The sequence below is a fragment of the Acinetobacter sp. NIPH1876 genome (genome assembly GCF_022808535.1).
GTDB lineage: Bacteria > Pseudomonadota > Gammaproteobacteria > Pseudomonadales > Moraxellaceae > Acinetobacter > Acinetobacter higginsii.
The window spans coordinates 1-14920 of record NZ_JALGBR010000029.1 but is presented as its reverse complement, the minus strand read 5'-3'; the positions used below and the strand labels follow the sequence as shown (position 1 = coordinate 14920).

General features: G+C 39.4%; 12 protein-coding genes and 1 pseudogene. 5 read left to right on the top strand and 8 right to left on the bottom strand.

Annotated features, from left to right (window positions below; all coding sequences use genetic code 11):
• Positions 1-245: 245 nt before the first annotated feature.
• The 3 genes from mumR to MN869_RS19940 all read right to left on the bottom strand — a co-directional run bounded on the left by mumR (position 246) and on the right by MN869_RS19940 (position 3931).
• The gene (gene mumR / locus MN869_RS19950; protein WP_005183446.1) at positions 246-1157 is read right to left on the bottom strand and encodes a LysR family transcriptional regulator MumR; all 912 of its coding nucleotides are present in this window, start codon (positions 1155-1157) and stop codon (positions 246-248) included.
• A 106-nt stretch (positions 1158-1263) separates the two neighbouring features.
• Entirely contained in the window at positions 1264-2208 is a 945-nt protein-coding gene (locus tag MN869_RS19945) for a DUF4424 family protein (protein ID WP_005202532.1), read from the bottom strand.
• Positions 2209-2404: 196 nt separating this feature from the next.
• Entirely contained in the window at positions 2405-3931 is a 1527-nt protein-coding gene (locus MN869_RS19940; protein ID WP_005202529.1) for a TerC family protein, read from the bottom strand.
• A 666-nt stretch (positions 3932-4597) separates the two neighbouring features.
• Between MN869_RS19940 and mutS the strand changes: the two genes are divergently transcribed.
• The 5 genes from mutS (at position 4598) to MN869_RS19915 (ending at position 10178) form a co-directional block, all read left to right on the top strand.
• Positions 4598-7237: a DNA mismatch repair protein MutS gene (mutS, locus tag MN869_RS19935; RefSeq protein WP_005202524.1), complete on the top strand. Its 2640-nt coding sequence runs from the start codon at positions 4598-4600 to the stop codon at positions 7235-7237.
• Positions 7238-7338: 101 nt separating this feature from the next.
• On the top strand, positions 7339-7905 hold the full coding sequence (locus MN869_RS19930) for a GNAT family N-acetyltransferase (protein WP_005202516.1): 567 nt from the start codon (positions 7339-7341) through the stop codon (positions 7903-7905).
• Between the two features lie 298 nt (positions 7906-8203).
• Positions 8204-8533: a ferredoxin FdxA gene (gene fdxA, locus MN869_RS19925; RefSeq protein WP_004652744.1), complete on the top strand. Its 330-nt coding sequence runs from the start codon at positions 8204-8206 to the stop codon at positions 8531-8533.
• Between the two features lie 124 nt (positions 8534-8657).
• A complete protein-coding gene (locus MN869_RS19920) occupies positions 8658-9371 on the top strand; it encodes a D-Ala-D-Ala carboxypeptidase family metallohydrolase (RefSeq protein WP_004808415.1) in 714 nt (237 codons plus the stop codon).
• 138 nt (positions 9372-9509) lie between these two features.
• Positions 9510-10178, top strand: a complete 669-nt coding sequence (locus MN869_RS19915; RefSeq protein WP_005202514.1) for an O-methyltransferase — start codon at positions 9510-9512, stop codon at positions 10176-10178.
• A 119-nt stretch (positions 10179-10297) separates the two neighbouring features.
• On the opposite strand, the gene MN869_RS19910 is transcribed toward MN869_RS19915, so the two are convergent.
• The 5 genes and pseudogenes from MN869_RS19910 to MN869_RS19890 all read right to left on the bottom strand — a co-directional run.
• Positions 10298-11140 carry a universal stress protein gene (locus MN869_RS19910; RefSeq protein ID WP_005202513.1) on the bottom strand — a complete coding sequence of 281 codons (843 nt, stop codon included), beginning with the start codon at positions 11138-11140 and terminating at the stop codon, positions 10298-10300.
• Positions 11141-11246: 106 nt separating this feature from the next.
• Complete coding sequence (locus tag MN869_RS19905; RefSeq protein ID WP_005202512.1) at positions 11247-11864, bottom strand: chloramphenicol acetyltransferase CAT; 618 nt, start codon at positions 11862-11864, stop codon at positions 11247-11249.
• A complete protein-coding gene (locus MN869_RS19900) occupies positions 11854-12456 on the bottom strand; it encodes a YigZ family protein (protein ID WP_005202511.1) in 603 nt (200 codons plus the stop codon). The genes MN869_RS19905 and MN869_RS19900 overlap by 11 nt, the downstream gene beginning before the upstream one ends.
• Before the next feature lie 91 nt (positions 12457-12547).
• On the bottom strand, positions 12548-13738 hold the full coding sequence (locus tag MN869_RS19895; RefSeq protein ID WP_005202510.1) for an HlyD family type I secretion periplasmic adaptor subunit: 1191 nt from the start codon (positions 13736-13738) through the stop codon (positions 12548-12550).
• A 17-nt stretch (positions 13739-13755) separates the two neighbouring features.
• A pseudogene (locus MN869_RS19890) lies at positions 13756-14841 on the bottom strand (ATP-binding cassette domain-containing protein); the annotation flags it as partial.
• Positions 14842-14920 lie beyond the last annotated feature (79 nt).

Below are 14920 nucleotides of genomic sequence, written 5' to 3'. Positions count from 1 at the left end.
TCGCTTCAATCATCGGCATAGTAATTTATACCTCGATTTGCTGAAACTACTCCGCAATGATCCTCTTTAACTTCCTAAGCCCCAAAATTATAACCAATCCATTGAATTTAATTACTTTTTATTTATGATTAGTTCGAAGATAAATTTTACTTATCACTCCTGATAAGCTGCTTTTATAATTTTTTAACTCAGCAGCTGTTGGATTCCCACATACACGGCTCTTACAGAAGCTTACTTTAAGTACCTCAAATTTTTATTTTCTCATTCAAGCTTTTCATCGCGCTCTCAGAAACCATCACGGCGACATCGGTTAATTTTTCTTTCAATGCAGCATCATTGCCTTGAATATAAATCGAGGTAAAGTGAAAGGTCTTTAACTTGATTGGCGTATTTAATATTTCTAATCGGCCATCGGTAATTTCTTTTAAAGCGGTTAAAGTCGGCACCACAGCGATCCCCAAGCCTTGCTCGGCAAGACGTAATAAGGTTGCCAAAGAATAACTGGTGATCGAAAGCGGCTCATCCAGTCCTTGTTCCTTCATTTTGGCTTTCAGCTCTTTATAGGGGTAGGTAATTTTTGGATAGGTCAAAATGGTATGAGACATTAATGTCTTAAATGACATTTGAGCAATCCCTCCTTTAAATGAAGGTGAAGCCAAGAAGCTAAGTTCAAAATCACACAGTGCCTGTTCAATACATTCAAAAGCCAGCGTTGGTCCGAGTAAAAAGGCCATATCGAGATCACCTGTGCGGACGCCTTCTTGTAAATTTGGGGTTAGATCAACCACGATTTCTACAGAAACTTTAGGGAATTCTTGCTGAACTTTCTCGATATATTCCACCAACCATGTGTAGACAATGGTTTCCGAAACGCCCAAACGAATTGTGCCAGTCAAATGCTGATTTTCAGTTAATTCTGCGATCAGTTCTGTTTCTAAACGCATCAACTTTTCAGCATATTTAAATAAGGTCATCCCCTTGTGCGTCGGTTTCAGTTGGCGAAAACTTCGATCTAAAACTTTAAATCCAAGGTCATTTTCAATCGCGGTGATTTTCTGTGATACCGCTGGCTGAGTAGTTTGTAATTTTGTCGCTGCCTTATTAAAACTATTCAGCGTCACCACCCAGTAAAATGCTTCTAGATTCTTTAAATTCACTTTAAACCAAAGCTCGCTATCCTTTTCTCACTATATAGTATGGGAGTGATCCGCCTGATTAAGCTACCTATTTATTGATTTTTGTTGCAGTCATTTGCAAACCGACTTATTTCACACTCACAAAGATGATATCTAAATCCTGTTTGGGAACGAAGTTGCGCTTGGTCATCTGAAATTGCGTTGGACTAATTTTTTCGACTTTGCCATTCCAACAAAATGAGACCAATTCATTCTTATCACGCTCAATCGTCAATTTAAAATTTTCAATCGGTTTAGCCCAGTTTGCCCCCGTGGTCAGAATATAGCTTAAAGCATTAAACGGTGAATTCTCTGCTTTGGCTTTTTTTAAGCCCTGTTTAAATTGCGCATCCATACAAAAGTTTTGATTATATTCATCAGGATATAGAGCAACCGCGCCACCCACCAAAGGTTGATATTGATGCTGAATTTTGGTCAGAGCATTGGCTTTAAAGGTTTGCTTCCAACTATAAATCACTTGAGACGACCATGGAATTTCATCATCTTTTTTAAAGTTCGCCAATATCTTCTGCATTTGTGGCTGCTTACATTGCTTTAATTTATCGACAAAATAGCGATCGTCATCATTGTTACGCATCCAAGGATTAAGCATGTCGGTTTGACTAAAACCACATTGTTTAAATAGATCTGTTGCATCAATCAACGGCGACTTTTCATCCTTTTGGATAAAAGTACGCACATGCATTTCTGGCTGAATATTTTGACCATCAACAATAATTTTAAAGCTTTTTAGCAATGCTTCGGTATGGGCAAAATCCGCTTCAAAGAAGTTATCGATACGTGGTAAGGGAAACAAAATGGTTTCCGTCACATCTTTATTGCTTAAGTTTTTATAAAGATAATTCACTTTAATCAGTTTTTTGCTAATAAATAAGTCTTCACTTTGCATCGCAACATGCTCATTTTTAAGATAGGCCACTCCGCCCGTTCCCACATAGCCTGTTGAATCATTAGCTAGGCTATAGGTCGGTATTTGCAGCAAAATAGAACATGCCAAGATGATTTTTTTCATTTTTAAGTGTCCAATTTAAGACTGTCATTATCAGGATCAATCATAGCGGCTTAAAGGCGCATATGTTTACTTTTTTACTTATTGTACATTTAAAAAAGGAGCAGTCTGTTGATCACAAACTACTCCCCTGATTCAAACTTTTATATTCAAGTTCAAAATTTTATCAAACCCTGAACGCTGCTTTTAGCAAGATGATTTACTTTAATCGAATCATTACCGTTTTAATCCGATTGCTCTCCATCTCGACCACTTCAAATTGTAAGTCTTGATAGTCCAGCATTGAGCCAACTTCCACTAGGCCGTTACTTTTATCGAGAATAAGTCCCGACACGGTAATATAAGCGGTCTCTTCATCGACTAAATCGACGCCTAACTGTAATTCAAGTTGATACAAATCTAACGTGCCTGCAGCTTTCCAAGTACGTTGATCAACTTGAATCAAATCAAGCTGCTCATCTGCATCTGGAAACTCACCGGCAATGGCTTCAAAAACATCCAACGGTGAAATTAATCCCTGCACATTTCCAAATTCATCATTAACCAGTACCAATGAGCCTTTAGAAGTCCGCAATGTATTGATCACATCAATCACTTTCATTTTTTCAAAAATAAAGATCGGACGTTGTGCTTTGATCAAAGATTTTAATTGCGCTTCATCATCCAGTACATCCAAGATTTCCTTGGCGCGAACCACACTTAATACTTTATCCAAACTGCCACGACATACAGGAAATAAACTATGCGGTACAGATAAAATCTGTTCGCGTATTTTTTCAGGCGTTTCGTTGATGTTAATCCAAGAAATTTGACTACGTGGCGTCATAATTGAAGCCACAGATCGTTCTGCCAGTGTTAATACGCCCCCGATCATATAACGTTCTTGGTCATCAAATGTTTGTTGTGCTTGCAAATGTTGCAGCGGATTGGTCGCAGTGGTTTCGGCCTTGCCACCCATAAGCTTTAAAATCGTATCCGCAGTTCGATTACGTAGCGGAATCTTCGACTCATGCTTTGAACGGTTACGTTGCGTAAACTGGTTGAATGCCTCAATCACAATCGCAACACCAATACCCGAGTAGATATAGCCTTTAGGAATATGGAAACCAAAGCCTTCAGCAATCAAGCTAATACCAATTAACAGTAAGAAACTTAAGCAGAGAATGATAACGGTTGGATGTCGATTGACGAACTCTGTTAAGGGTTTAGAAGCCAGCAACATCACCAACATGGCCACAACCATTGCCACCATCATGACGTAGATATTATCCACCATACCAATGGCGGTAATCACCGAGTCTAATGAGAATACGGCATCCAATACCACAATCTGGGCGACAACTGCAGTAAAGCTTGCATAGACCACATTGGTGGTAATTTTGACTTCTGCTTTGCCTTCCATCCGTTCATGTAATTCACTTACCGCTTTATACAGTAAGAATAAACCACCGAATAAAAGAATCAGATCTCGGCCCGAAAAAGACCAGTCAAAAATAAAAATAAGCGGTTTGGTTAAGGTGACTAACCAAGAAATGGCGAACAGTAAGCCCAAGCGCATAATCAAGGCGAGCGATAAACCAATGACTCTGGCTTTATCACGTTGGGAAGGAGGAAGTTTATCTGCCAAAATGGCAATAAAGACGAGATTATCAATCCCTAAAACAATCTCTAAAACGATCAGAGTAAGCAAACCTACCCAAATCCCTGGATCTAATAAAAATTCCATTATTTACTCCTTACATAAAAACAAGGAGTCATGAAATTGTATTTTAACTTTGTACCCGGCGAGGGATCCATTTATGTTAACCTTTTTGACAATAGTTGCTCTGATTATGCCTAATCTTTCAGAATTGAGTTTATTTTTTTAAAAATCATATACAAGCTAAACAAATATGAACAAATCAATTAAATATCAATATGATATATAGAATTAAAGCTCATATTTTAATTATATTTTGAATAATTTGTTACATATTTTAAGCAATGAGATTCACAATAAAACCCATTAAACCAAACAATTAAGGACATTATTTTTCAGATTTAAAAGAGACCTAAGCAAATAATCTAAGCTATTTTTGCTTACCAATTTTAATGCTATAGCGACACTTGGCCGATTGCTCTAGTTCATCGAGTACCATTCTTTTGCTGTTTATTTCTTCACACATCGCGGATTCCTTTTTGTGAATCTTTCTCAATTTGTTAAGATGAGCGACTGAGGAAGTCATTTAATTTCTCATACCCTGTTGACTTAATTTTGACAGAAAAGAAGGCCTTTCAAAGGTATACTTTCTTGGCAATTAAGTCGAATTTTACAGTGGTTGTTAGAATTGGCGAGACAGCCAAACGTTCAAACTAAACTTATTTATTATTTAAATTTAAGGATTTAACATACATGAATAGCGCTGAAATCATGGCTGACCTTTCATCTCATACGCCGATGATGCAGCAGTATCTCAAAGTCAAAACAGACTATCAGCATGCATTGCTGTTCTACCGTATGGGTGACTTTTACGAGCTATTCTTTGAAGATGCGCATCTAGCAGCCAAACTTTTAGGTATTACCCTGACTCATCGTGGCAAAGCCAGTGGTCAACCTATTCCTATGGCTGGCGTTCCTTATCATGCAGCAGAAGGTTATCTCGCGCGTTTAGTCAAAGCTGGGCGAACTGTCGCGATCTGTGAACAAGTCGGTGAAGTCACAGGCAAAGGTCCTGTAGAACGTAAAGTTGTCCGTATTTTAACGCCAGGAACCTTAACCGATGATGCCTTACTTGGCAGCTATCAATCGTCAAATCTAGTCGCACTGTGTATTCAACAAAATCAAATTGGTTTTGCTTTGCTCGACTTGAGCGCAGGTATTTTTAAAGTTCAGCAACAAGACTATAAACCAGAGCAACTTGCAATTGAGCTGGCGCGTTTAATGCCAAGCGAAATCCTCATTGACGAAGATCTTATTGATAAGAATATTATTGAACAGATTAAAAAAAATCTGGACTGTCCAATCACCAAACGTCCAAACGTTGATTTTAATTTGAATAATGCACAAAAAACATTGTGCGATCAGTTGAGTGTTTCAACGTTATCTGGGTTTGGATTAGATCCGATTCCACTCGCGAAAGCTGCTGCCGCAGCGTTGATTCACTATGCGAAAGAAACCCAAAAAACAGCTTTACCCCATATTCGTTCAATTCAAATTGAACAAAGCACAGACTTCATTGCACTTGATCCAATCACGCGTCGTAATTTAGAAATTATTGAACCGTTGTTTGATCATGGTACATCGCTGTTCCAATTGATTAATGACTGCCAAACTGCCATGGGTGGACGCTTACTAAGCCGCACGTTAATGCAGCCTATTCGTGACACGGCAGTTTTAGATGCACGTCTTGATGCAACCGAACAACTGTTAAAGGGCTATCATGAATCGCCACTTCGTCTAGTTTTAAAAGAGATTGGCGATATTGAACGTGTGCTAAGTCGTGTTGCACTCGGCAGTGCTCGTCCACGAGATTTAGTACAACTGCGTCAAGCTTGTGCACAAATCCCTTACCTACGCCACGCCTTAGATCCTGTTTTAAAGACCCAGCAATCTAAGTTATTAATTCAATTAGATGAAGAGCTTGGTGACTTTAAGAGTCTGCATCAACATTTGATGGCTGCAATTGTTGAAAGTCCACCCGTATTACTACGTGATGGCAATGTAATTGCAGAAGGTTATGATGATGAACTGGATGAGTTACGTAAAATCCGTGATCATGCTGGACAATTCCTGATTGACTTGGAAATAAAAGAGCGCGAACGTACTGGGATCAATACCCTTAAAATCGGATACAATCGTGTCAGCGGTTATTATATTGAACTCACCCGTGCGCAGGCAGAACAAGCTCCAGCGGACTATATTCGTCGTCAAACCCTCAAAAATGCAGAGCGTTATATCACACCTGAACTGAAAGGTTTTGAAGATAAGGTTCTTTCTAGCGAATCACGTGCCCTCGCTCGTGAAAAGCTTTTGTTTGAATCATTACTCGATGAATTGCGTCAAAATATTGCACATTTACAGATGATGAGTGCTGCAATTGCCTATATTGATGTGCTAGCAAACTTTGCACATCAAGCTCGACTCAACAATTGGGCTAGACCTGAATATACGCCTGAAACCAGTATCAAAATTCAGGCAGGTCGCCACCCTGTTGTTGAAGCTTTAAATAAAGCCCCATTCACCCCAAATGACACCTTCCTAGATAGCCAACATCGTATGGCGATTATTACAGGACCAAACATGGGGGGGAAATCGACCTTTATGCGTCAGACCGCCTTGATTAGTCTGCTTGCCTATTGCGGTAGTTTTGTACCAGCTAAATCAGCAAAACTGGGTTCGATTGACCGTATCTTTACTCGTATTGGTTCTGCTGATGATTTATCGACAGGTAAATCGACCTTCATGGTGGAAATGACCGAAACCTCTCAGATCCTGCACCATGCCACCAGTCAGTCTTTAGTGCTGATGGATGAGGTTGGTCGTGGTACCAGTACTTATGACGGTCTTTCTTTGGCCTGGGCATGTGTGGTTGATTTAACCAAACGGGTGAAATGCCTGTGCCTATTCGCAACACATTATTTTGAATTAACAGAATTAGGTGGTGAAGCGGGCATTGATAACTATCATGTTACCGCACAAGAACTCAATGGCAATTTGATTTTGCTGCATAAAGTTCAACATGGCCCGGCTAGCCAAAGTCATGGTTTACAGGTTGCCAAATTAGCTGGTATCCCTGCCAACGTGATTAAAGAAGCACAAAAACGTTTGAAGATCTTGGAAAAACAACAGCATCAACATTTGCAAAGTAGCGTGCAGAATGATTTGTTTAGTGCAGTTGAACATGAGATCGAAACTCAAGTCATTGAGCGAGTTATTGAGGTTGAAAAACCATCACCTGCTTTAGAATTATTACATCAAATCGATGTCGATGATTTAACACCACGTCAGGCATTAGAGCAGCTTTATTCTCTAAAAGCTGCTCTGAAATCTTAAATGTACTTTCTGGAACAAGTTGATCATTACAGCTTGTTCCAGAACCATTTTCTGTTTATTTTTGACTGATATCACTCAACCTAAAAAGACTGAATAGATTTTTGTTCAGTATCCAACTAAGGGAAAGCACAATTAATATTCTGTTTAAGCCACTCGAACACTCAGAAATTGATTTAATCTGGCAACAGATTAGTCGGCGTGAACTGATCACTCAAATGTATATACAGCAGAGTTTAAATTTACAATTAATTGATTGTTTTTATGATGAGCAAAATTGGGATGCCTATCATTTGGAAAATGATCCCCCTTTACTCAAAAATTTACATCAACAAGGAGCTTTATGCGTAGGTGGATTTGACGAATCTAATCGACTGATTGCTGTACAGGTCGTTTCCAATCAGCACATTGCTGATTATCCTGAAGCAAAGTTACTGCAATATTTTTATGTGGATGCCGATCACCAAGGTTTAGGTATCGGTACTCAGTTGATGCAAGCTGCTATCGCATCTGCAAAGCAACTCAATGCAAAACAACTCTATATTTCGGCTACCCCAAGTAAGCGCACTGTAGACTTTTATCTTAAACAAAGTGCCCAACTTTTAGCACAACCTGATCAGCAGTTGTTTGAACGAGAACCAGAAGACATTCACTTGCTCTACACGCTTTAAGTGCTAACCAAGCAGAAATGAAAGCATGAAGATGGCTCAACCTCGTTAATTAGCTGTTTTAACTGAGAATAAAAATAAGATTCAGTTGCAATGATTAGGTCAATTGAGCTGACCATCACTTTATTTTTTAGTCAAAAAATCTTAGCACCCGATAATATTTTCTTTATTATCAATATATTAATTCATTTTTCATATGTATAAATAAACAATATCAATAAAAGCAATTGTTTGTTTACCCCTTTTTTGCCTACAATACCTCATTCCAAACAAAAAACCGTATTTTTAGGTAGCTGTCGCCATGACCTTTGTTGTCACTGAAAATTGTATTAAATGTAAATATCAAGATTGTGTTGAAGTTTGCCCTGTAGACTGTTTCTACGAAGGTCCTAACTTCCTTGTTATCAATCCAGATGAATGTATCGACTGTGCTCTATGTGAACCAGAATGCCCAGCAAATGCAATTTTCTCTGAAGATGAATTACCAGAAGGTCAAGAAGTCTTTATCGAACTCAATGCTGAATTATCAGAAAAATGGGCGGGTAATAACATCACGCAAATTGGTGAACAGCCAGCAGACCGTGAAGAATGGAATGGTAAGCCAGACAAGCTACAATATTTAGAAAAATAATTCAAAAGGCCAGTTTTACTGGTCTTTTTTATACCTGAACCACACATTTCTTTGCAATTACATCATTATTCATGCGCTATTTTGCATTAAAATAGTACGCCTACAGATTTTGAACTGCCTTTTTATGATGCGAAATAAATTACAGGGTCTATTATCATTATTTATCATCCCTGTGATGATGGCGGGCTGTACCAGCTCAACGACAAAAGTAAATCAGCAGCAAGGTAAAAGAATTTACATTCCCCAAGAACAAGTCACTTTTACCCGCCCCATCCCAAACAAAGTTGAACCTGCCTCTTATCGCCAATGGCTGAATCAAGGTGAAAACTATGCACGTGTTCGAGAATATGAACAATTTCTAACCCGTAATAATGTGGCACATATTATTCCAAGTTTTGAATTATTACGTACTGCTCGGGACTGGCAAAAATGCGGTCGTACTGAATATATGGTGCCTAACCGTGAATTGTGGAACAACTCCCTTTCGACCTTACGTGTCTTTAAATACTTAATTGCAGCCAAAATCTTGACCGATTTTGAGGTGACTTCTGTCTATCGAGACTTGCCACTCAATCAATGTGCAGGTGGTGCTGGCTCGTCGAAACACTTATTCAATTCAGCCATCGATTTTCGTATTGGACCTGAATATCCTCAACCGCAAGACTATGCCTATATTGAACAAACCAAGTTTAAGCTATGTCAGTTCTGGGCCCAGCATGGTCAAAGCCTAGATTTAGGCATTGGTTTATATAGTTCTGGTCAAATCCATATCGATACTCAAGGCTATCGGACATGGGGACCTGACTTGACCCGTAATAGTTCAATGTGTAATTTCTAAAACAGATATCTGAATAAAAAGAGATCAAAATGATCTCTTTTTTTGTTTCAATCATGCGGATTCATGCCGCAATAAAATTGCACTCTGAGCATAAACGTTTAAAATGCAGAGCTAACAAATTGGTAGGTAAACTTGATTATGCAACAGATGTGGACCGAGATTGATGACTATATCAATTCACATTTAATTCCCACAGACCCTAGACTTCAACATGCATTAGATAATACTGATACTCAAGGCTTTTCTAATCATTTGGCTGTTGCACCTAATCAAGGTATGTTTTTGCAAATGTTGATTCAAATGAATCAATGCAAACGCGTATTAGAACTCGGTACATTCGGTGCCTATAGTACCATTTGGCTAGCCAAGGCCCTTCCTGAAGATGGCTATCTACTGACGGTTGAAGGACGCGATACTCACGTGGTTATCGCTCAAGAAAATATTGATTATGCCAATATGCCGACCAATATCGAACTCAAAAAAGGTCGTGGTGCCGATATTATGAATCAGCTGATTGCTGAAGACAGCGAAGCATTTGATTTGATCTTTATTGATGCCGATAAGCAAAGCTACCGAGAGTATTTTGAACTCAGTCTAAAACTGTCTCATCCAGGCACAATCATTGTATTAGATAATGTGATTCGTGCAGGTGCGATCATTGATGAAAATAACAAGAAACCAAGTATTGAAGGAATCCGTGAAGCATTCACCGCTTTGAAAGATCATCCTCAGCTGCTTTCTTGCACAGCTTTGCAAACGGTTGGTTCAAAAGGCCATGATGGTTTTGCCATTGCAATCGTAAAATAGAGATTAAAAAACAACCTATTTAATTTAGTTGTGCAATATCAATAAATTATATTTATCTCCAGTGCTTTTCCATACAGTTATCCACAGGAATTGCGGATAACTATATGGAATAAAATGAATCACTTAGCAACTAATAGTGGAACATTGGCATTTCGGAAGATCGTCGTCGTGATACTGCCCAAGAAGAATTGATGAATTTTACTGTGACTAAATGCACCTAATACAATCAATTGAATATCATGTTCTCTTTGATATTCAAGAATATTTTGTGCTACATCACCATAACGATAGACTGAAACCACTTCCAGACCTGCATCAGTGAGATACTTTTCAGGTTCGGCCAACATTTCCGGATGATCACCTACATAGAGCAAATGGCATTGTAATGTTTTCAACAAGTCACTTTGAGCAATGCGTTGCAACATCTTTTGGCAGGTCGGTGAATATTCATAAGCAAAGATAAAGCGTTTCGGTGGCTGGAAATGTTCCCCAACGGTAATAACCGTACAATTTGCACCACGAATAAAGTTTTCAACATTACTTCCAATCGGCTTGTTCTTCTCAGCAGCTCGCTCACCCACTCGACCGATAATCACCACATCATTTTCATTGAGAAGATTAAAGCTTTGCTCAAGAAAATCGCCTTTTTCCTGAATTTTGGTACTGCTTAGACCGTACTGTTTTTCGATCAACTCAGAAATGTGATTCAGCAAATTATTACTATAATCGAGTGCTAACTCACTCTGTTTTTGTTCCAACTCTGCGAGTTCTTTAAGTAGCATGGCATTACTTTCAAAGCCAATCACGCCACTGATTTCACCTAAATGGTAGCTAGCTGGGTAATAGTCCAGGATTTGCAACAATACCAACTCTCTTTGCGTTTGTTTCGCAACCCATACTGCTGCTTCTGCAACAGCATCAATGCAGGGTGAAGAATCAATACATGCAATTACACGGTTCATTTTCGCCTCTCTCTAGGTATGTACCTTAGGTCTTCTACTTATTTTTAACTTAACATAGATAAAAGCATGGTGGGTTAAATTTATGTATCGAATCTCATACACTTTTTTATTCGCTTCGGTAACGAATTAATTTTGCGGGGTTCCCTGCAACCACTGCATAATCCTCAACATTTTTGGTCACCATACTGTTCATTCCAACCACAGCATGATCGCCAATTTTGACTCCATCTTTAATTCCGACGTGCGCTCCTAGCCAGACATCTCGACCAATCTCAATGCCTTTAGACGTAACAGGTTGTTGATAGATCGGACGATCCATTTCCATGCCATGATCAAATGCATATAGATGACTATAAGCCGCAATTCGAACTTGATCATGCAACTTAATCCCTGTACGACCGCCATCTAAAATACAATGATGGTTAATTGCCACTTCATTGCCAATTTCTAAAGGGCCATGCAAAGTACAATCTGCAGCAATAAAGGTATTATCTCCGATACTGATCTTGCGACCACGTTCAGCAAAGATATGGGCCAAGGGTGAAATAAAGCAGTTTTGACCAATTTCAACCGTTTCCATATCCATCAAATAGGCTTGGTACTCGGCTTGCCATGCTTCAGCCCATTCGCGATGTTTGGGTTTTAAAGTCCAATATAACCATGGCATATAGTTCAAACGATGCTTATGCTGCTCTCGGTATTTTAATAAAGGATCATTCATCATGTGCGTGTTCCTCTAGGACTTTCAGCTGCTCACGTCCTCTACTCACATCTTGCAGTTTTAACCTTAATGGTTCAATTTGATGCACTTGAACTCGTGCCTCAATCACGACACCTGTTTCGGTATATTGTTCTTGATACTCGATCTGCTGCTGCATCAGCTCATATTGCATAATCGCCCATTCATTGAACAAACACGCAAAACGAATTTCTTGCTTTTCAATCAATTCGATTTTTTCTGCCAAGAGCAAACATTGTCCTGCGCAACCACCGTAGGCACGAACCAAACCACCTGTACCCAGTTTAATTCCACCATACCAACGATTCACTAATACAATCACATTGGTTAAATCATTACCTTCAATGGTGGCAAGTATTGGCCGCCCTGCTGTTCCTGAAGGTTCGCCATCATCATTAAAACGAACATGATGGCCGATCTTCCATGCCCAGCATTGATGCGTGGTGGATAAGTCTTTGTTTTGTTCTAAAAAAATTTTCACTTGTTGTTCATTTTCAACAACTGCTGCAATCGCTTGGAAACGACTTTTTTTAATGTCTTCTTCAAAAGTTACCGAACTGGCAAGGGTGAATGGCATAGAACATGATTAAAAATTTAAAACGCGATTATAGCTTTTTACAGCACAAATAAAAAACCTCGCATCAAGCGAGGTTTTCAATCAGCACAAGTTAGCGTTCACGCAATGCTTCTTTGGCTTTATTAAACGGTTTCAACAAGTAATCCATAATGGTTTTTTGTCCAGTACGAATATCCACTGTCGCTACCATCCCTGGAGTAATACTGAATGCCTTACCCGCTTTGTTATATAAACGGTCAGAATCAGTACGAATGTATACACGATAATAGAACTGATCTTGCTTGACCTCATCACGAATGGTATCTGGGGATATCACAGTCACTTTACCGTCTAACCCGCCATAAATTGAGTAATCATAGGCGGTAATTTTGACTAAAGCTTCTTGCCCCGGGCGAATAAACGCAATATCACGCGGTGAGATACGCGCTTCAATCAGCAATTTATCCTCTAAAGGAACAATGGTCATCAACTTACCATTCTGAGGAATAACACCACCTAGGGTCGTAACATCAATTTCTTTCACTACGCCACGTACAGGTGCTTTAAATACCGCACGTTCTAAACTGTCATTTCGACCATTCACAATCTGCTGCTGAGTTTGAATATCGGTATTCGCCTTAGACAATTCTTCTCGTGCTTTGACATAGTACTGGTTGCGCGTATCATTGATTTTATTGTTTAAATCATTGGCTTCACGCTTTAAACGTAATACTTCAACCTCACTGGCCGCCCCTTTTGCCACCAATGGTTCTGTCATTGCCAGTTCTTGTCTTACCAACTTAGCTGCTTGCTCGTAACCTTCAATTGACTGTTCCAAATTAGCACGTCGTGACAAATATAGCGCTGTTTCTTCTTGCACCAATTTAGGACTCTTTTGCACGTCTTCAGGAAAACTTAATGGTGAACCCGTCACTTCAGCACGTAAACGTGCTGCAGTTGCCTGTGCTGAAGTCAGTAAAGACTTTGACTCTCCAACATTCGATGCAAATCGGGTTGGATCAAGTTGTGCAAGAATTTGCCCCTTTTCAACCACATCACCTTCATTGACATCAAGTTTAGTGAGAATTCCCCCTTCAAGTGATTGAATAATCTGCTCTTTTGAAGAGGGAATCACTTTCCCCGTACCCGTTGAAACCTCTTCTAGATTAAATAACCATGCCCAGATTAAGAGTGAAAGTAAACCAATCCCAATCATCCAAACAACAAGCGTCGAACGAGGTAACTTTGGTTCATTATAAGTTACGTTCATGGGACGACTGCTGTTCTGTTGTTGTTCACTCATAAAATTTCCTCAAAGTATTAAACTATTTTTTGTTTTATTGATGATTGTTGTAAAACTTGATCTACAGGTCCATCCATGACGATCTTGCCTTCATTCATGACAATAATTCGGTCAACCAATTCCAAAACTGCACGTCGATGCGTTGCAACAACTAAAGTTCGATAACCAAGCCAAGTTTTTAAGTGATCAATCAATTGCTTTTCGGCCACATCATCAATGGCAGCAGTTGGTTCATCTAGCAATAAGATATTCGGCTGACGAATCAATAAACGCGCCAACAATAAGGCTTGTCGTTGTCCCCCAGAGAAACCAACGCCACCTTCTAATACCAAATGATCTAGGCCTTCTTTCTTTTCATGCACAAAACTCAGTGCACCAGTCACTTTTAGTACCTTTAATATATCCTCGTCACGCGCTAGAGGTGCGCCAAGGGTTAAGTTTTCACGGATGGTGCCATAAAATAGATGTGCATTTTGATTAAGTAAGCCCATATCACGACGCACATCGGCAGGATCAATCAAACTAATATCCAGATCATCTAAATACACTGAGCCAGAATTCGGAAACTGCATCGCAGATAAAATCTGTAATAAGGTCGATTTACCTGCACCATTGCGTCCTAGAATTGCAATACGCTCACCTGCACGAATCTTAAGTTGTGGAATAACCAAACTTGGGCGTGGGTCATCTTCCGTATATTGGAACACCACTTTTTTCAACTCATAATCGCCATGCAACACTTCTTTATGTACCAAATGTGCTTGATCTGGTTGATCGACAGGTTTCTGCATTAACTCATCTAAGCTTTTCTTCGCCACTTTTGCCTGTTGCAAACGTCCCAAAATACCCGTGATTTGTGAAATTGGTGCCAACATCCGTGAAGATAAAATCGAACACGCCACCAAAGCACCTGTGGTCATATCGCCTTTCATCACCGCAAAACAACCCACTAGAATCACAGCTGCATAAGTTAGCCCCTGAATCTTTTGCGTCCACGCAGTCAGTACCCCCACAATCTTACGTTGCTGCATACTGATATCAGCAGACACTTCGTTCATATGGTTCCACTGGTTTTGGAAACGTGACTCCGCGCGTAATAATTTAGGGGCTTAGGAAGTTAAGCATATTAAAAAGTATGGTAACTTCCTTATATGAAAGCAAAAAATAGATACTATTCCCGTT

Coding starts and splice junctions, on each gene's coding strand:
- MN869_RS19900 (WP_005202511.1), bottom strand. CDS start 12,456: ATGCCATTCACCCTTGCCAGTTCGGTAACTTTTGAAGAAGACATTAAA.
- MN869_RS19895 (WP_005202510.1), bottom strand. CDS start 13,738: ATGAGTGAACAACAACAGAACAGCAGTCGTCCCATGAACGTAACTTAT.
- MN869_RS19910 (WP_005202513.1), bottom strand. CDS start 11,140: ATGAACCGTGTAATTGCATGTATTGATTCTTCACCCTGCATTGATGCT.
- fdxA (WP_004652744.1), top strand. CDS start 8,204: ATGACCTTTGTTGTCACTGAAAATTGTATTAAATGTAAATATCAAGAT.
- MN869_RS19915 (WP_005202514.1), top strand. CDS start 9,510: ATGCAACAGATGTGGACCGAGATTGATGACTATATCAATTCACATTTA.
- MN869_RS19905 (WP_005202512.1), bottom strand. CDS start 11,864: ATGATGAATGATCCTTTATTAAAATACCGAGAGCAGCATAAGCATCGT.
- mutS (WP_005202524.1), top strand. CDS start 4,598: ATGAATAGCGCTGAAATCATGGCTGACCTTTCATCTCATACGCCGATG.
- MN869_RS19920 (WP_004808415.1), top strand. CDS start 8,658: ATGATGCGAAATAAATTACAGGGTCTATTATCATTATTTATCATCCCT.
- MN869_RS19940 (WP_005202529.1), bottom strand. CDS start 3,931: ATGGAATTTTTATTAGATCCAGGGATTTGGGTAGGTTTGCTTACTCTG.
- MN869_RS19945 (WP_005202532.1), bottom strand. CDS start 2,208: ATGAAAAAAATCATCTTGGCATGTTCTATTTTGCTGCAAATACCGACC.